The sequence below is a fragment of the Burkholderia sp. 22PA0106 genome, assembly GCF_047497155.1.
Lineage (GTDB): Bacteria > Pseudomonadota > Gammaproteobacteria > Burkholderiales > Burkholderiaceae > Burkholderia.
Genome location: NZ_CP163162.1, coordinates 2,124,650 through 2,142,399 on the forward strand (window position 1 = coordinate 2,124,650; position 17,750 = coordinate 2,142,399).

Below are 17,750 nucleotides of genomic sequence, written 5' to 3' on the forward strand. Positions count from 1 at the left end.
TGTTCCTGTCGTGTTCGTGAAAGTGCATGCAGTATCGTTTATCGATACACACGGTATCGATAGTGGTTAACCATGCTGGAAATTACCACGCCGACTCCATATCGTGTCGATCATCGATATTTGAGTTTCGAAAATAAGAGGAATCGCATGGAACGGAGTGAGACACATTTGCCGCCGGCCGCCGCCGGACGGTGGTACGCGAACGCGGGGAAGGCGCAGTGGCAGGCGTTCTGGTCGTCGTATGTGGGCTGGGCGCTCGACGTGATGGACCTGGTGCTGTTCGCGATGGTGATGCCGTTCATCGCCGCCGACCTGCATTTCGATCAGGGGCTGGCCGGCATCGTCGCCTCGATGACGCTGGTGGCCACCGCCGTGGGCGGGCTGGTGTTCGGCTTCCTGGCCGACCGGATCGGCCGCACGCGCTCGATGGTGATGAGCATCCTCTGCTACTCGATCGGCACCGCGCTGTGCGGCGTGTCGCAGGACGTGCAGCAACTGCTGGTGTTCCGGTTCGTGCTCGGCTTCGGGGTGGGTGGCGAGTGGGCGGCGGGCGCCGCGCTGGTGTCCGAAACCTGGCCGGCCGAGCATCGCGGCAAGGCGCTGGCCTGGGTGCAGAGCGCGTTCGCGGCCGGCTATGCGCTGGCCGCCGTGGTGGCGGCGCTGGTGCTGCCGCATTTCGGCTGGCGCGGCGTGTTCTTCGTCGGCATCGTGCCCGCGCTGTTCGCGTTCTGGGTGCGGCGTCATACCGAGGAACCGCAGGTGTGGCTGCGCCAGACGCGCCGCCTCGGCCTGCGCGAGACGCTGGCCGAACTGTTCGGCCCGTATCGCCGCAACACGCTGGTCGGGCTGGCCTTCACGAGCGCGGCGATGTGCGGCTACTGGGGGCTGTTCACGTGGATCCCCACCTATCTGGCCACGCCCGTCGCGCACGGCGGCTCGGGCCTCACGCTGATGAAATCGACCGCCTGGATCGTCGTGATGCAGGCCGGCGCGGCGGTCGGCTTCGTGGTGTTCGGCTATCTGGCCGACTGGATCGGCCGCCGCCGCACCTATCTGCTGTTCTTCGTGGCGGCCGCGCTGGCCGTGCCGGTCTACACGTGGGTGCGCTCGCCGTCGTGGCTGTTCGTGCTCGGCCCGGTGGTGGCGTTCTTCGGCACCGGCTTCTACAGCGGCTTCGCGCCGACCTTCGCCGAGCTGTTCCCTACCCGCATCCGCGCTACGGCGCAGGGCTGGATCTACAACACCGGGCGCGCGCTCAGTGCGCTCGCGCCGGCCGCCGTCGGCCTGCTGGCCGGACGCTACGGCGTGCAGACAGGCCTCGCCGCCACGGCCGGGTTCTTCCTGCTGGCCGCCCTGATCGTCTGGGCCTTCCTGCCGGAAACGCTCGGCGAGGCGCTGGACTGACACCGGGCGCGCGACGCGCGCGAGCTTCGCGTCGCTCAATCCGTTCGCACTCCTTGCTTCCCTGATCGCCGTCCGGCCCGCCTGCGCGCGGGACGGCCCGCACCCGCATGCCACGCAAACCCTGCGCGATCGCTGCCGGCCGATCGGCTTCGTCGCGACCCCGAAACGCCTTCATTCACACGCTCATTACTTAGACATGCAAAACAAAATCATGAAGATTGCGCTGGCAGCCGGCTGCCTCGCGTCGAGCCCGTTCGCGCAGGCACAAAGCGCCGTGCAGCTTTACGGCCTGGTCGACGTCTACGCCGGGGCGCAGCGCGCGCTCGGCGGCAAGACCGCCGCGGCCGAGAATTCGAACGGCATGTCCACCAGCTTCTGGGGCATCGGCGGCCAGGAAGACCTGGGCGGCGGCTACTCGGCGGTGTTCGCGCTCGAATCGTTCTTTCGCGCGTCCAACGGTGCGGTGGGCCGCTCGGCGGCCGATCCGTTCTTCAGCCGCAACGCCTATGTCGGCATCAAGGGGCCGCAGGGCTCGCTGCTGCTCGGCCGCAACACGCTGCCGTATTACGTGACCGCGCTCAGTTTCAACCCGTTCGGCAACAGCTTCGGTTTTTCGCCGGTGCTGGTGCAGATGTACAAGGGGCTGCCCGCGCAGATGGTGGTGGGCGACACCAACTGGAACAACTCGATCATGTATGTGTCGCCCACCCTGGCCGGGTTCACCGCCACCGGCGTGTACGCAACCGGCAACCAGGCCGGGCACGACGGCGCGAACCAGGTGGCCGGCGACCTGCGCTACGCGAACGGCGCGTTCGCGGCCGCGTTCTCGTATCAGCGCGTCAAGTATTCGGTCACGCCGGGCGACCTGCAGACGCTGATCGCCGGGTTCACGCAACAAAGCGCCTACCTGGCCGCGGCCAGCTACGACTTCAAGGTGGCCAAGTTCAGCGCCCTGGTGCAGCGCATCGAGGATTCGATCCAGACCGGCGACATCGCCTCGAACAGCGGCGAGCTCGGCGTGTCGGTGCCGCTCGGCACCGGCTACGCGATGGCCTCGTTCATGTACACCAGGAGCAAGGGGCGCGGCGACCCGATCCGCAAGACCTGGACGGTGGGCTATGACTATCCGCTGTCGCGCCGCACCGACGTGTATGTGGCGTATCTGAACGACGCGGCGACGGGGCTTTCGAACGGGTACAACGCGGGGGTGGGGATGCGCACGCGGTTTTGAGGGGCGAGCGGGCTACCGGCCGCGCAGCAGGGCCGCGCGGCCTCGCCAGTATTGCCGCACGAACGGATCGACGACGCGGTACGCCCCCTGCCCGGCGCGCGCGATCAGGTTCGATTCGACGAGTTTGTCGATCACGTTCTGCACGTGGCTGGGCTCGACCTCGCGGCCGGTCCAGGCGGCGTATTCTTCGAGCGCCGCGCGGCCGAACAACCCCGACACGGCATCGGCATCGTTGCGCGCGATCAGATCGAACACGGCCTGCCCGAGCACGCCGAAATCCTCCACGGCACGCATCTCGACATCGGCCATCGCCTGCGCGAGCGTGTCGCAAATCACCGGAAAGGCCTGATCGGCCGACAGCCCGCGCTGGCGCACCACGTCCTGCAACTGGACCAGCGCCTTGGTCAATTCCTCCGGACGGCAGCCCAGCAGCCGGAACCCGTCCGCTGCAACCTCGGACGACGGGATGGCCGCGCCGGGCAATGCGCGGATCGCGGCCAGCTTCCAGGCCACGAAGGCCTCGTCGAGCGGGGCGTAGATCGAAGCCTGCGCACCCATGAACGGCTGCGAACGGCGCGTGGCCATCTCCGTGATCAACGAACGATGCGAGCCGGTGCCGAGGAACAACAGGTAGCCGGGCGTGCCGGGCCGCGTGTTGACCGCATCGCGCGCCGCCTTCAGGGCGTGCATCAGCGTGGAGCCGCCCTCCGCGCCCATCGCCTGCTGCACTTCGTCGACGATCAGCACGACGTCGGTGCGCGCTGCATCGACGATCGCCGTGAACGCCTGCGCGAGCGTCGCGCCCCCCACCCCGGCCTCGCCCACCGCATCGATCTGAAAACCGAACGAAAAACCGGCCGCCCCCAGGTTCAGCCCCTTCAGGCGCGACAAGCGGCCGAGCAGCGACGACGACGCATCGGCCAGCGCTGCCAGCGTTGCGCGCACCGCCTCCAGCACGAGGTTCATCGGGTTTTTCGACGGATCGGCCCACAAATCGACGTAGATCACCACGGCGCCCTCGCGCTCCAGCTCCGGCACGAGATCCTCGCGCAGAAAGGTGGTCTTGCCGATCCGGCGAATACCGGACAAGAACACGCCCGAGCGCACATTGACCTCGAGCGGCCCGGGCCGCAACAACTGCCGCGCCATGTCGCGTGCGTAATCCGGCCGGTGATAGACCTGTTGATCGCGCCCCATTCGAACCTCCTTATCCAGCTTTATCCAGACTGGATAATTATCCGGATTGGATAAATCTCTGTAAAGCGATCGATCCGACAGGTCCGGCACTTGCGCCGCCATCGCCCGGAGGCGGCGCATTCATCGCGCGCCTCGCCCGACCGCGCCAGCCGTCCCGCTCCCCCGCCCTCCGCCCCCACACGACGCCCCAACCCCGCCCCCGCTTTCTCCTCGAACGCTTTCTATCCCCCCGATCGATATTTTCGATTGCCAAACACGAATGAGAATAATTATCATTCTTGAACATGATTTCCGTTTCGCCACTATGCTTGACCTGACCCGCCGGACCTGACCGGCCCCGAACCCATGTCCGATCCGATGATGCCCTCCCTTCCCTCGCCCGCGCCAAGGCTTCGCCCGCCGACGCCGTGGACCCGCTTCGCCGGCGCGGGTGCGCTGGTGGCGGTCGGCTACATGGACCCCGGCAACTGGGCCACGGCGCTGGCGGGCGGCGCGCAGTTCGGCTATCGGCTGCTGGTGGTGGTCGCGCTGGCCAGCCTGATCGCGGTGCTGCTGCAATGGGTGGCAGCGCGCGTCGGCGTGGTGACCGGGCGCGATCTGGCCGAGCTGTGCCGCGAGCGCCTCGCGCCGCGCACCACGTTCGTGCTCTGGCTCGCCACCGAGGCGGCCATCATCGCCTGCGACGTAGCCGAGGTGGTGGGCTGCGCGGTCGCGCTGCAAATGCTGCTGCACGTGCCGCTGCTGGCGGGCGTGCTGATGTCGGCGGTCGGCACGTTCGCGATGCTGGCGCTGCAGCGGCGCGGCCATCGCACGCTCGAGATCTGCGTCGCCGCGCTGATCCTGTTCGTCGCGCTGTGCTTCGTCGCCGAAGTGGCGCTCGCCCGGCCCGATTGGCTCGCCGTGCTCGGCGGCTTCGCGCCCTCGCCGGAACTGGTGCGCAACGCGGGGATGGTCTGGCTCGCGGCCGGCATCGTGGGCGCGACGGTCATGCCGCACAACCTGTATCTGCACTCGGCGCTGGTCAAGCGCCACGTGCCGCCCGCCGGCGACGACCGCGACGCGGCGATCGCCGACACGATCCGCGGCGTCGGCTACGACACGTTCGGCTCGCTCGGCTTCGCGTTCGTGATCAATGCGGCGCTGCTGATCGTGGCGGCCGCCGTGTTCCACGCGAGCGGCCACACCGATATCGACGACCTCGCCGACGCCCACCGCCTGCTCGCGCCGCTGGTCGGCAGCGACTGGGCCAGCCTGCTGTTCGCCGCCGCGCTGCTGGCCTGCGGCCTGAACTCGACGGTGACGGGCACGCTGGCCGGCCAGATCGTGATGGAAGGCTTCCTGAAGCTGCGCATGACCGCCACGCGCCGCGCACTGCTCACGCGCGCGCTGGCGATCGGCCCGGCGCTGGCCGCCGTGGTGGCGTTCGGCGATCACGGCTCGGCGCAACTGCTGGTGGCCAGCCAGGTGGTGTTGAGCCTGCAATTGCCGCTGGCCGTGATTCCGCTGGTGCGCTTCGCGTCCGACCCGGCACTGATGGGCCGCTGGCGCGTGCGTGGCGCGGTGCTGGCCGCGACCTGGGCCAGCACCGCGCTGATCCTCGTGCTGAACGTGGCGCTGCTCTGGCAGCTCTGGGCCGGCTGAGGCGCGCCGTGCCGGCAAAACGGCAAAGCAGAGAAAGGGACGAAAGCGGCGGCTCGGCGGCCGGTGCAATGGCGTTCAAGACACCCGCCGCGCCCGCCCGAATAATGCGGTCCTCATCGATAGCCGGAGGACATCCGCATGACGCAGGACCTTTCCCCTTCTTCTGCCACCCCAACCGCCTCCGCCGCCCCGGTCTCGCCCGAGCGCTGCGTGATCGTGGTCGACAGCCAGTTGCCGCCGGGCCGCGCGGCCAACGCCGCCGCCGTGCTGGCGCTGACGATCGGCCAGCGCCACCCGGCCCTGGTCGGCCCGCCGCTGGTGGATGCCGGCGGCATCGCGCATCCGGGCCTGATCCCGATCGGCATCGCCGTGCTGGCGGCCGACGCCGACGCGCTGCCCGCGATCCGCGACAAGGCCGTGGCGGCCGGCTGCGACGTGGTGGATTTCCCGGTGCAGGGCCAGCAGACCACCGACTATTCGGCGTTCCGCGACGCGGTGGCGCTGGTCGACACGGCCACGCTGCGCTATGTCGGCGTCGCGCTGGCAGGCGCGCGCAAACCGATCGGCAAGATCGTCGCGAATCTCGGTTTGTTGAAGTAGGCGGATCGGAGTCGAAGCCAGCGGGCGGCGCGCCTCAGGCGCCGCGCCGCCGCCCGAGCGCCGCATCGCGGAACACGCCCGGCGTGACGCCCATCATGCGGCGGAACGAACGCGTCAGATGCGCCTGGTCGGCGAAACCGGTGGCGGCGGCCACCTCGCTGAGCGGCCGGCCGAGCCGCATCAGCGCGATCGCCGAGCGCACCCGCGCCTGCCGCTGATAGGCATGCGGCGTCATGCCGAGATGCCGCTCGAACGCGCGAAACAGCCGGAACACCGGCAGCCCGGCCGCGCCGGCGATCTCGTCGAGATGCACCTGGCTGTCGAGCCGGTGATCGAGGAATTCGCGCGCGATGCGCACCGCCTGCGGCTCCGCGCCGGCCTGGCGCGGCACCAGCGGCTCGTGCACGTGCCGCTCGAACAGGCGCGCGACAAACCGCAGGTAACGCTCCTCGCGACGCAGCGCATCGGCCTGCACCTCGGAATCCCGATGCACGCGGCAGAACAACGCGTTGAGCCGCGCGTCGCCGATGATCGGCCCGCGAATCGCCGCGCCGCGCTCGGCCGCGCCGCCGTCGGCCAGCAGCGAGCGCAGATGCTCGGTGCGCACGTAGACGGTGCGCTGCCGCCAGCCGCTCGCGTCGACCGGCCAGCCGGCGTGCGGCGCGTCGGCGTCGATCGCGTAGAGGTCGCCCGCCTTGGCCACGAACTCGCTGCCATGCATGCGGATCCGGATCGCGCCCTCGGTGATCAGCGCGAAGCAGGCCGTGTCGTGAGTGTGGACGTCGTAGGAGAAATCGTGGAAATCGCCGTGCAGCAGGTCGGCGGCCAGCTCGGGCGCGCGCCAGATGCGTACGTCGGTTTTCGGGTCCGGCGCCCTGGCCGGGCGGGCGCTTCGGGCGTTCATGATCGGGGGCGGCGGAGGCTGACGAGTGAAGGTCGCGCCAATGTACACCATCCACGGGCATGCGTTTTCCAGTCGGCCGGTGGGCCTGCGAGGCGGCCGGCCGAACCGCCGATCCACTGGTCTACTGATTTACTGACTTGCCGACTCGCCGACCGTCCGACCCATCGGCGCACGGCCCCTGCGCCATCGAGCACACTACGCGACAATCGGCGGACCCAACCGGCGCGTCCCCCGCGCTACCCCGATGGAGGCTCCCGAGATGCCCGCCCAACCCGCCCTGCGCGAGATCGATCCGTCGAAAACCTACCGCCTGCTCGAATCCGGCCCGGTGGTGCTGGTCGTCACGCACGACGGCGAACGCCCGAACGTCATGACGATGGGCTTTCACATGGTGATGCGCCACGCGCCGCCGCTGATCGGCGCGATCGTCGGCCCGTGGGACCACAGCCACGCCGCGCTGCGCGAGACGGGTGAATGCGTGCTCGCGGTGCCGGGCGCGGACTGGGTGCGCACCGTGGTCGACATCGGCAATTGCAGCGGCGCGGCCGTCGACAAGTTCGCGCGCTTCGGCCTCACCGCGCGGCCGTCGAAGCGGGTCGCGCCGCCGCGCCTGGCCGGCTGCCTGTACAACATCGAGTGCGTGGTGGAAGACGACACGCTCGCCGAGCGCCACGACCTGTTCGTGCTGCGCGCGGTGGCCGCCGCCGTGGACGACGCGCGCGAGGAACGGCGCGTGCTCCATCATCGCGGCGACGGCACGTTCGCCGCCGACGGCGAGGTGTTCGACCTGCGCGAGCACATGCTGAACTGGAAGGGGTTTCAGGTCGATATCTGACGGCGCGTGAATAGTCCGCGCGCGGATATCGATAGCTGAAATGATCGGTTCGCTGCAGCAGCCGAAACCGTTACGTTAGCGGATTCGTTGACCGCTCATGCTCCAGGAATCCGCTCCATGTCCCGACTCACGCGCCGCGCCTTTTCCCGTTCCCTGCTCGCGCTGACGCTGTCCGCCGCCGGCCCGTTCGCGCGCGCCGCCCAGCCCGCGCCCAACGTGCTGCGCATCGGCTATCAGAAATCGTCGACGCTGATCACGCTGCTGAAGGCGCGCGGCACGCTCGACCGCGCGCTCGCGCCGCTGCAGACGCGCGTCGAATGGCACGAGTTCGCCAGCGGCCTGCCGCTGACCGAGGCGCTCAACATCGGCGCGGTCGATTTCAGCGCCGACGTGGCCGATACGGTGCCGGTGTTCGCGCAGGCCGCGCAGGCGCGGTTCGTGTATGTGGCGCAGGAAGCGCCGTCGCCGTCCGCGCAGGCGATCGTCGTCAAGCGCGACAGCGGCATCGATTCGCTGGCCGGGCTCAAGGGCAAGGACATCGCCACCACCAAGGCCGCCGGCAGCCATTACCTGCTGCTGGCCGCGCTGGCCAAGACGGGGCTGACGCCCGCCGACGTGTCCGTCCACTACCTGACGCCGGCCGACGGCCGCGCCGCGTTCGAGCGCGGCAGCGTGGCGGCCTGGATCACGTGGGACCCGTACGTCGCATCGGTCGATCGCCGCCCCGACGTCAAGGTGCTGGCCGACGGCAACGGGCTGGCCTCGTACCAGCGCTATTACCTCGCCTCGACCGACTACGCGGCCGCCCATCCCGACGTGGTGAAGGCGCTGTTCGACGCATTGACGCAGGAAAGCATCTGGCTGCGCGCGCATCAGGACGAGGCCGCGGCCGTGCTCGCGCCGATCTGGGGGCTCGACGCCGCCACCATCGCACGCGCCAACGCGCGCCGCAGCTACCTCGTGCGCGCGGTGCTGCCGGCCAACTACGGCGAGCAGCAACAGATCGCCGATACGTTCAGGAACGCCGGCCTGCTGCCGGTGCGCGTCGATACGAAACAGGCGTTGCGCTGGGATTTCGCGGCACGCAAGGCCGTGCCGGCCGGCACCTGAGGTTTGGCGCCTGAGGTTCGGCGCGCAGCCGGCTGCGCGCCATGTCGGTTCATGCCATCTCGTTGCAGGCGCAACGATCAATCGGCACCAAAGCGGGCGGCGCAAACCGCCCCCGCCACGCTCAGCGCGCGGCCCATCGCGTCTGCGTGACGTCGAGCTTGCCCGGCACCAGCTTGAGCGCCGTGAACGCGTCGGCGATCTGCTGCTGATAGGCCAGCGTGGCGTCGGTGATCGGCTCGACCTGATAGCTCGCGCGGCCCAGCGCCAGTTCGAGCGTGGTCGCATCGAGCCCCACCAGCGGCGACAGTTGCGCCGCCAGCGCCGGAATATGGTCGCGCGCCCACACGTCGGTCGCATCGATCTCGGCCAGCACCGCGTGCACCAGGTCCGCGTGCGCGTTCGCGAACGCGCGGCTCGCGAGGTAGTACTGCGTATTCCTGACCAGGCCCTCGCCGTTGCGCAGCGTGCGCGCGCCGGTCTGGCGCTCGACCGCGGCCAGGTACGGATCCCAGATCACCCAGGCATCGATCGCGTGCTGCTCGAACGCGGCGCGCCCGTCGGCCGGCGCCAGGTACACGGGCTGGATGTCGCGATAGTCGAGCTTCGCGGCCTCCAGCGCCTTGACCAGCAGATAGTGAACGTTCGAGCCGCGATTGAGCGCGACCTTCTTGCCGCGCAGGTCGGCCACGCGGCGGATCGGCGAATCGTGCGGCACGACGATCGCCTCGCCCTTCGGCGCCGGCGGCTCCGCGCCGATATAGACGAAATCGACCTTGCCGGCCTGCGCGAAGATCGGCGGCGTCTCGCCCACCGTGCCGATATCGACCGCGCCCGCCGCCAGCCCTTCGAGCAGTTGCGGGCCGCCCGCGAATTCGATCCAGCGCACCGTGACGCCCTGCGGCGCGAGCCGCTTCTCGAGCGAGCCGCGTGCCTTCAGCGCCACGAAATTGCCGTACTTCTGATAGCCGATGCGCAGCGTCGTATCGCCGGCCGCGAGCGCAGCGCGGCTCGCGCCCAGCGCGGCCAGGCCGCCCGCGCCGATCGCGGCCGGCCCGGCCAGCGCCAATGCGGCGGCGGCCACCGCCTTGAGCCAGTCGCGGCGCGCCGCGCCGGGCGCCGTCAGATCGGAATCGTCGCTGGGGAAATTCGGGTGCCCGTGTCGCATCGTCGTGTTGGTATCCGTGGTTCGGTTTGCGGTAACGCGGCGGCCCGCCGGAAGCGGCCGGCCGGAGCGCCGATGGTAATCAAACCGGCGCGCAAGCCAAATCCGAATTGCTGCAATGCTTATCGAGACGATGCGATAGCGGCGGACGGACGATCAGGCGATCGTCAGCGTGACGGGCGGCAGCCCGGCGATCTCGCCGATCGCCACGCCGCTGCCCGCGGCGCGCACGAGGCCCACGTAGGTGCCGGTGGTCAGGATCTGATCCGGCGTGATGGCGGTGCGGCGCGCGACGGTGACGTGATTGACGAGCCACGGCAGCAACCGGCGCGGGTCGCCGGCCGGGTTGCCCGGCGTGCCGGCGAACAGCGGCAGGCCGTTGAACGTGAACGACAGCGACGGCGCGAGGAACGGCAGGTCGTCGCGATACGGCACGAACTCGCCGGACGCCAGCGCCGCGTGACTCAGCAGGTCGGCCAGTTGGGCCAGACGATCGACGTCGGGATGCTTCGCGAAGCGGCTGCCCACCACCTCGATGGTCGCGCCCACCCCCGCAATCGCGCCGAGCACCTCGGCGTCCGAATAGGCGGTGTCGCTCGGCTCGAAGCGGCGGCCGAGCCGGAACGCGATCTCCAGCTCCAGCCCGAACGGACGGCCCGCGTCGGCCGTGTAGACCGAGGTATCGCCCTGCGTCACGCCGTGCGCCGGCAGTGGCGCGGCCTGCGCCGGGCCGTCCGGCGTTTTCGCGCCGACCTTCCAGCCGCCGATCGCGCCGCCGAGCGCCTCGATCAGCACGTGCTGCTGGTCGTAGGCCGCATTCGCGTCGGCCGGCGTGACGCCTTCGGGCAGCGTGTCGATCTGCGTGTGGTGCGTGTGCGCCTGCGCGAGCAGGCGGCCAAGGGAAAGGGAGTCGTTCATCGCGGTCGGTGGTTCCGAGAAAGGAGAAAGGCGCAAAACCCGGGCGCACGACGCGGGCCGTGCGGATCGCCGCGCCCGCGCCACGCGCGTCAACGCCACATGCTACCGGCGATTGGCCGACTCCGCCGCTGCTGCGGCGCGCGGGGTTCCGCCCGCGCCCCGGCTCAGAACCGGTAACCGAGCGAGGCGAAGGTGGTCCACTCGGTACGCCGCTCGGTCACCGGGCTGTTCGCCGCGAAGCGCTGCAGGCGGCCGAGCGTGGAATTGAGGGTGCCGACCCAGTGACGCGAGAAGTCGTGCGTCATGTAGAAATTCAGGTGCACGTCGCGCACGCCCGAGCCGGTCCCGTAGGTCGGCAGCCCCGACGATGCGCTCTCGGCCGGCGAGATGCCGAACAGCGTGCGCGTGTACGCGCCATTGGCCCAGGTCAGCCCCGGCCCGATCGAGAACAGCCAGCCCTTGAGCGGCAGCGAGGCATACAGATCGGCGCTCGCCGTGGTGCCCTGCCCGTAGCCGACCACGTCGCGATACACCGCCAGCGCGCCCGTGAACGCCCACACGGTGTAGTCGGCGAACAGCTTGAGCTTCGGGCCGTCGTGCACGTCGGGCAGCCCGCGCAACCGGGGGTCGTCCTTCGCGTCGCGCGACTGGAAGTCGAAGCTGACCGCCATGCCGAGGTGATAGTTCGGGTTCGACACGACGTTCCAGCCGAGCACGTCCGGCCCTTGCGAGAAGAAGCGGTCGCGGTAGGAAATGTCGAGCGCCGGGAACGGATAGGCCTTCAGGTGGCGCGAACCCGGATATTGCGGCGCGACGTACACGCCCGGCCCGACGGTGATCTTCCACGGCGACGCGCTGGCGGTGGCGTCGGTATCCGAATCGGCTTGCGCGTGCGAGGCGAGCAACATGACGGCGGCCGCGCAGGCGGCCTTCGCGGGAATCGAAACTGGCTTCATTTATTTGGTCTTGCGGGCTACCGCCGCGAGCTGACGCAGCCGCCGCGCGAGCGCTTTCGACACGACGGGCGGCGACCCCGCGCCGGCGCCGTGTGCAATCTCGCTCTCACGCAGGAACAGCGCGGTTTCGCGCGCAACGATTTCCCGTTCGTTATCGGAAGTGATCATGTGATACGAATCGTCGAGCCAGATGGTGCGCAAAAAGCTCGCGCCGATCCGGTCGATGATGGAATTCGGGTTGCGCGGGCTCGAGGTTTCGTCGTCGATCGCGTGGATCACGAGCGTGTCGTTCTCGATGCTTTCCACGTCCTTGCTGGCCTGACGCGCGAGCCGGTTGGCCTGGTGCAGCGCCGGCAGCGAAATTTCCGACGGGCCGACCTCGCTGAACGAATCGCGCTCCATCGCGCGCGCGATCTTGGCGCGCAGCGCCTCGTTGCGCAGCCCGAACGGCTCGGCCTCGCGGTAGCGATAGCGATGGCGCAGCGGCGTGTAATACGCCAGATCGAGGATGAAGCGATACCAGGGGATCGCCCAGCCGTTGTAGGTCAGCGTCAGCGACAGCAGCGCGAGCGCCTGCGCGCCCGGCCGCTCGCGGATCAGCCGCAGCGCGAGCGCGCCGCCGATCGACAGCCCGCAGATCGACACGCGCTCGTAGCGCGCGGCCAACGCGTCGTACTCGCGCACCGCGCCCTCCAGCCAGCGCTCCATCGGCAGCTCGGTCGAGCCGGCGCTGTAGCCCTCGATCACGGGCGCGCTGATCGTGAAGCCTTCGTCGTGCAGATAACGCGCCAGATAGCGCAGTTCGAGCGGCGAGCTGGACAGCCCGTGCAGCAGCAGCACCGCGTGGCCATCGCCTTCGTTGAAGATGGGCGCGGCGCCCGACGGGCGCGAAGCCTGGCCGATGTCGTTCGCGTTCATCTCAAGCCTCCTGCGGCGTCGTGCGCAGCACCAGGAAATCGCCGGCGTGCGTGGTGAAGCGCTCGCACACGCACTGCGTCAGGCGGAAATCGCCGGCCTGCGCCGACACCTGCATGCGCACGCGATGGCTGCCGGCCGACAGCGTGTGCGACACGCGCGTCGCATCGTCGGGATGCACTTCCTGGAACAGCCGGCCGGGGGCGACCTCGCCGTCGAACGGCAGCGGCGCATCGACGCTCTGGCCGACCTGCGCGCGCTGCATCGCGTCGCGCGCGAGCGCCTTGATGAGAATCAGGTCCTGCTGGTGCTGCGCCAGGTGACGCAGCAGGCGGTGGGTTTCGTCGACGGCGCGGCGCGCCAGCGCGCGCTCGTTGTCCTGGCGCAGCAGCATCTCGTAGCGCGACTGCGCCACCGCCGTGACGAGCTGAGCGCGATACTGCGCGCGGCGCAGCCGCTCGACCAGCACGATCACCAGCAGCGTGATGAGCGGATAGGACACCAGCAGCACCACGTCGCCACGCGTGATCGTGGCGACCGCATCGATCGACCAGTACGGCGGCACGAACAGGAAATCGGCGATCGCGAGGCCGAGCAGCATGACCGTCAGCGCCGGCGCGAGGCCCAGATAGTATTCGACGAGCACGGCCGCGATCGCGAACGCGGTGCCGGGCATGATCGGGCCGAGCAGTGGATGCAGGGACAGCCGCACCGCGATCGCGAGCGACAGCGCGCTGGCCGCAGTGGCCCAGCGCCGCATGCCGGCTGGCGCCCACAGACTCGCATTTCGAACTTTCATGGCTCTCGGATCGTGCAAAAAACGCTGGAATGGTACCGAGTTTTGTCTGGATTTTGGCAAACACGACACGATGTTTTTAACTTCTGAGATGCCGCGCAGCTTGCCGCATGTGTTGACACGTCATCGTCAATTTTTGTGTCGTTTTGCATTGAGGCGGATGGACCGATGCGCATCGGTGCCCGCGCCGCCGGGTGTTGCGACGCCACATGTTGTGGCCGCATCCGGTTGAGCGGGCATGACGCACGCCCGGCACGCGGCCGCCCGAGCAAGCCGCGTGCGCGGCCTGCCGGCGGAACGTCTACATCCCGTCGATCGGCGTGACGTCCGGCCCGAACACCACGCAGCCGAACGCGAAACGGCCGGTCGTCCCGGCCAGCGCGCCCGCGAACCGTGCGGACGGCAAGCGGTGCGCCCCCGGCAGATAGGTGCTGCCCGGCTCGGCCAGCGCCTCGGCCTGCAGCTTCGAGAGCGGTGCGGCCCAGTGCAGGTAGCTGGCGTGGAAGCCCGCGGCGTGGCCGTCTTCCATGTTGTTGCCGATGTCGAGCCCGGCCGGCACGGCCGACGGCATCGGCACCAGCCGACGCGCGGCGGCGAAGGCGGCCAGTTCGCCGGTGGTTTCGGCGTAGACGGTCAAGTCGTAATCGGCTTCGGTGTCGCCGCTTTGCTGCCGCGACAGATGCAGTTGGGTAACGGGCAAGCCCTCGATCGCAACCGGGCGCGGAAAGCGCACGCGCATCTCCTCCCAGCGATCGGCCGGCGCGTCGCGACCGGCGTCCACCACCACGCTGCCGTCATGCGCATAGCCGACGAACGCCATGCCCGCGCCACGCCAGGCGGTACGCTCGGCCGGTGACGGCCAGTGCGCGTTAGGCGCGCAGCTCAGCATCGACTGGAACCGCGACGCCGCGAGATCGACGCCGTCGGCCCGCGCCGGGCGCGCCGCCAGCGACAGCGCCAGGGCCGCGGCCAACGCCGCGAAGACGGCCGCCGCGCGCTCCCGCCGGCCCGCCGGCCCCGCCACAAAACGACGCGACACGGCCGGCGCCGGACGCGCAAGGCGCGCGGCGCCGGGAAAAAGGGGACGGCACGAGTGATTCATCGATGCAGCGAACGCTGCGCTCCTTCGGTGTACCCGCCACGAGCTGGCACAGCGCGGCGGGGTCTGGCCCAGCATCATGCCGACAAGCGCGCGGCTTGCCAAGCGCCATGCGCGGGGCGAGGCGGCCGCTGCCGCCGGCGCGCGAGGCCGGCTGCGGGCTGACACGGCACGATCGGCCGGAGCCGCCGAAACGGCACGGTCTCCCCCGCCGCGGCGGCCTCACAGCATGCTGCGCGGCCGCGTCATCGTGCCATCGGCGAAACGGCGGGCCCGGAACGCGCCGAGATCGAGCGACGGCTGCCCCGCATCGACGATCTCGGCCAGCAGCCGCCCGACGATCGGCCCCATCGCGAAGCCGTGGCCGCAGAAGCCGGTGGCGATCGCCAGGCCCCGCACCGCGTCGGGCGCATCGATCACCGGGATGCCGTCGGGCAGCACGTCGATCAGGCCGGCCCAGGTTTCCACGGCCTGCGCGGCGGCCAGAGCCGGGAAGATCGCCTTGAGCCGCGCCAGCGCGCGCGGCCCCTGCGCCGGGTTCGGGCGCGGCTGCGGATCGCGCGGCTCGATCGCGTCGTAGCCGCCCGACAGCCGGCGACGCAGGTCGGCCAGCAGCGCGCCGTCCACCCGCACGCGGAACTTCTCGCGATGCTTCCAGAACTCCGGCAGATACATCGACAGCCCGCGCAGATGGCCGAACGTGAAATCGAGGTCGACGGTCATGTCGTCGGCCAGGTTGATCGCGCCGTCCGCGCGCTGGCGGATGCCGAGGCCGTGGCCCCAGATCGTCGCGGCCGAGACGGCCGGCAGCGCGTTGGTGCGGATGCAGGTGCCGCGCACGGTTTGCTGCGGCAGGCGGATGCCCACGCCATCGAGCAACCGGAAGCTGGTCGCGCCGGCCGCGCAGATCACCCGCGTGGCCTTCACGAAACCGCGCTCGGTCACCACGCCCGTCACCGCGCCATTCGCCGTGTCGATCGATGCCACGCCGCAGCCGTCGAAGAAGCGCGCGCCCAGCTCGATCGCCTTCGCGGCGAAGGCCGGGGCGGCGCGCCGCGGCTCGGCCTGGCCGTCGGTGGCGGTATACAGGCCGCCCTTCACCGGCGCGGACAATCCGTTCACGTGGCGGCCCACTTCGTCGCGCGACAGCATGCGCGTATCGAGCCCGTGCTCGCGGGCCGTGTCGAGCCAGGCCGTATAGGTGGCGTGATCTTCGTCGTTGTCGGCCAGATAGAGGCAGCCGCCCTGCCGCCATTCGAGGTCCGCGCCGAGCTCCTGTTCAAGCCCTTCCCAGATTCGCATGCCGGCCATCATCAGCGGCACCTCGGCCGATTCGCGCCCCTGCTGGCGCACGAAGCCCCAGGCGCGTGTGGATTGCTGGCCCGCGATGCGCGACTTGTCGAATACCACGGCCTTCAGGCCGCGTCGCGCCAGATAGTAGGCGGCGGCGCAGCCCATGATGCCGGCGCCGACGATCACGACGTCGGCCTCGGCGGGAAACGATGCATCGGCGCGCGAAAACGCGCGATGGAGTGGATAGGTGGTGGTCATGCGGGCGTTAGGAGAATCAGTGACGACGAAGCCGATCGGGCAAAAATGGCAAACCGGCGCGCCATTCTACCGGCGGCGGTGCGCACCGTTATGCGTCCGAAAAAGGGCGGCGCGCATGCCGACGACAACCGCACGCCATACACCGTCATACAGCCGTGGCACGCTGCGTCCCGTGCGACGTGTGCCAACGCTCGCAATGCCTCGCGCGACCGGCGCCGGAGCCGGCCGGATCGCGCGCTCAACCGCTTGACCGGGGGCGTCAGGCGGCCGCCGGAAACGTTTACACAAAACTTCACGATCGACTGGAATCCGCGCCCGACGCGACATCCGGCAAAGTTTGGTTACAGCTTTCTCATCCGCCGGTGTAAATGTCGGCGGAGCACTTTCCAATTTGCGGTAAAGTTAACGTTTGCGTGCGTGGCCGGTCGGCTCGCTCTACTACAAGCGGCTTCGTCCGTCAGACCCAAACGTCGTACAGCAACATTTTCGACCCGATCGCACCCGCAGCATGGCCAACGAAGCAGTGACCACGGATTCCCTCGCCGTCGCCGAACGCGTGCGCGAGTTGATGAGCCGCAACGGCATAGGAAAACGGCAGCAGACCACCGAGCTGTGCCGCATTCTCGATCTCAGTTTTTCCCAAGGGCATCGCAAGCTGCGTGGCAGCAGCCCCTGGACCCTCTCCCAGATCCGCAAGGTCGCCGAAGCCTATGGCGAGCCGGCCGCGCAGTTGTTCGGCGCGCAGTCGCTCGACCCCGGCATGGTCGGCGCGAGCGCGCACGACGCCGTGCTGTTCGCCGGCGTGACCGAAATCCCCTGCACCGTCTGGATCGGCGCGCTGCTCGAACCGGGCGCGCGGCCCGAATTCGTCGCCTACGAGCATCAGGGCCGCTGGCGCGTGCTGCGCCACACCGGCGTGCTCTATCAAAGCGCCTACGACGTCCACAAGATCGAGATCTACCCGCGCCGCGCCGAAAGCGACCGGATGCTGGTGGCCGTGATCGATCCCGACCGCGTGGCCGCCGATGCCGTGTGCCGCCATCTCGACGAGCAAGGCTTCGCCACCGCGCATTTCGAGCGCCTGCCCACCTTCCTCGATGCCTTGCAAAGCCAGGCGTTCGACGCCGTGCTGACCGAATGGCTGGTGGAAGGCCGCCCCGCCATCTCGGCGATCCGCGCCGTGCGCACCTCGGACAACCCGGGCGCACCGATTTTCGTGCTGACCGGCGCCCTGCTGTCGGGTCAGGCCAGCGAGGCCGAGATCAGCGACGTGATGCGCACCTTCGACGTGGCCTGCTACGAGAAGCCAGGCCGGCTCGGCCTGCTCTGCGCCGATCTGGCGAAGCGGCTCGCGCGCGCCTAAACGCAGGCAGTTGAGCGCGCGCCGGGCATCGCGCCCGGTCATGCGCGCAGCGGGCCGCCACGCGGCGG

The 17,750-nt window shown here is 69.6% G+C and carries 16 protein-coding genes; 7 read left to right on the forward strand and 9 right to left on the reverse strand.

Annotated elements, in window-relative coordinates:
- Positions 1–147: 147 nt before the first annotated feature.
- Positions 148–1,404 carry an MFS transporter gene (locus AB4850_RS09045; protein WP_414439481.1) on the forward strand — a complete coding sequence of 419 codons (1,257 nt, stop codon included), beginning with the start codon at positions 148–150 and terminating at the stop codon, positions 1,402–1,404.
- A gap of 211 nt (positions 1,405–1,615) precedes the next feature.
- The gene (locus AB4850_RS09050) at positions 1,616–2,635 is read left to right on the forward strand and encodes a porin (protein WP_414439482.1); all 1,020 of its coding nucleotides are present in this window, start codon (positions 1,616–1,618) and stop codon (positions 2,633–2,635) included.
- A gap of 12 nt (positions 2,636–2,647) precedes the next feature.
- Here AB4850_RS09050 and AB4850_RS09055 read toward each other — a convergent pair whose 3' ends face one another.
- Positions 2,648–3,832 (reverse strand): ATP-binding protein, encoded by a 1,185-nt coding sequence (locus AB4850_RS09055; protein ID WP_414439483.1) that lies wholly within the window; start codon positions 3,830–3,832, stop codon positions 2,648–2,650.
- Between the two features lie 360 nt (positions 3,833–4,192).
- Here AB4850_RS09055 and AB4850_RS09060 point away from each other — a divergent pair, with 360 nt between their 5' ends.
- Both AB4850_RS09060 and AB4850_RS09065 read left to right on the forward strand, forming a co-directional pair.
- Complete coding sequence (locus AB4850_RS09060) at positions 4,193–5,473, forward strand: Nramp family divalent metal transporter (RefSeq protein WP_414439484.1); 1,281 nt, start codon at positions 4,193–4,195, stop codon at positions 5,471–5,473.
- A 138-nt stretch (positions 5,474–5,611) separates the two neighbouring features.
- Complete coding sequence (locus tag AB4850_RS09065; RefSeq protein ID WP_414439485.1) at positions 5,612–6,073, forward strand: DUF2000 domain-containing protein; 462 nt, start codon at positions 5,612–5,614, stop codon at positions 6,071–6,073.
- A gap of 34 nt (positions 6,074–6,107) precedes the next feature.
- Here the strand turns inward: AB4850_RS09065 and AB4850_RS09070 are convergent, their stop codons facing one another.
- Entirely contained in the window at positions 6,108–6,977 is an 870-nt protein-coding gene (locus AB4850_RS09070; RefSeq protein ID WP_414439486.1) for an AraC family transcriptional regulator, read from the reverse strand.
- A 259-nt stretch (positions 6,978–7,236) separates the two neighbouring features.
- Here AB4850_RS09070 and AB4850_RS09075 point away from each other — a divergent pair, with 259 nt between their 5' ends.
- Positions 7,237–7,812 (forward strand): flavin reductase family protein, encoded by a 576-nt coding sequence (locus AB4850_RS09075; RefSeq protein WP_414439487.1) that lies wholly within the window; start codon positions 7,237–7,239, stop codon positions 7,810–7,812.
- Between the two features lie 117 nt (positions 7,813–7,929).
- Complete coding sequence (locus AB4850_RS09080; protein ID WP_414439488.1) at positions 7,930–8,922, forward strand: aliphatic sulfonate ABC transporter substrate-binding protein; 993 nt, start codon at positions 7,930–7,932, stop codon at positions 8,920–8,922.
- A 121-nt stretch (positions 8,923–9,043) separates the two neighbouring features.
- Here AB4850_RS09080 and AB4850_RS09085 read toward each other — a convergent pair whose 3' ends face one another.
- The 7 genes from AB4850_RS09085 to AB4850_RS09115 all read right to left on the reverse strand — a co-directional run bounded on the left by AB4850_RS09085 (position 9,044) and on the right by AB4850_RS09115 (position 16,319).
- Positions 9,044–10,087, reverse strand: a complete 1,044-nt coding sequence (locus AB4850_RS09085) for a sulfonate ABC transporter substrate-binding protein (RefSeq protein ID WP_414439489.1) — start codon at positions 10,085–10,087, stop codon at positions 9,044–9,046.
- 153 nt (positions 10,088–10,240) lie between these two features.
- Positions 10,241–11,002: a 2-keto-4-pentenoate hydratase gene (locus tag AB4850_RS09090; RefSeq protein WP_414439490.1), complete on the reverse strand. Its 762-nt coding sequence runs from the start codon at positions 11,000–11,002 to the stop codon at positions 10,241–10,243.
- Between the two features lie 164 nt (positions 11,003–11,166).
- Positions 11,167–11,958 (reverse strand): MipA/OmpV family protein, encoded by a 792-nt coding sequence (locus AB4850_RS09095; protein WP_414439491.1) that lies wholly within the window; start codon positions 11,956–11,958, stop codon positions 11,167–11,169.
- The gene (locus AB4850_RS09100) at positions 11,959–12,876 is read right to left on the reverse strand and encodes an alpha/beta hydrolase (RefSeq protein ID WP_414439492.1); all 918 of its coding nucleotides are present in this window, start codon (positions 12,874–12,876) and stop codon (positions 11,959–11,961) included.
- A 1-nt stretch (position 12,877) separates the two neighbouring features.
- Positions 12,878–13,672, reverse strand: a complete 795-nt coding sequence (locus tag AB4850_RS09105; protein WP_414439493.1) for a DUF4118 domain-containing protein — start codon at positions 13,670–13,672, stop codon at positions 12,878–12,880.
- A 298-nt stretch (positions 13,673–13,970) separates the two neighbouring features.
- Positions 13,971–14,708, reverse strand: a complete 738-nt coding sequence (locus AB4850_RS09110; RefSeq protein ID WP_414439494.1) for a hypothetical protein — start codon at positions 14,706–14,708, stop codon at positions 13,971–13,973.
- Between the two features lie 282 nt (positions 14,709–14,990).
- The gene (locus AB4850_RS09115; protein WP_414439495.1) at positions 14,991–16,319 is read right to left on the reverse strand and encodes an NAD(P)/FAD-dependent oxidoreductase; all 1,329 of its coding nucleotides are present in this window, start codon (positions 16,317–16,319) and stop codon (positions 14,991–14,993) included.
- Positions 16,320–16,827: 508 nt separating this feature from the next.
- On the opposite strand from AB4850_RS09115, the gene AB4850_RS09120 reads away from it, so the two are divergent.
- Positions 16,828–17,682, forward strand: a complete 855-nt coding sequence (locus AB4850_RS09120) for a helix-turn-helix domain-containing protein (protein WP_414439496.1) — start codon at positions 16,828–16,830, stop codon at positions 17,680–17,682.
- The last annotated feature ends 68 nt before the right edge of the window (positions 17,683–17,750 follow it).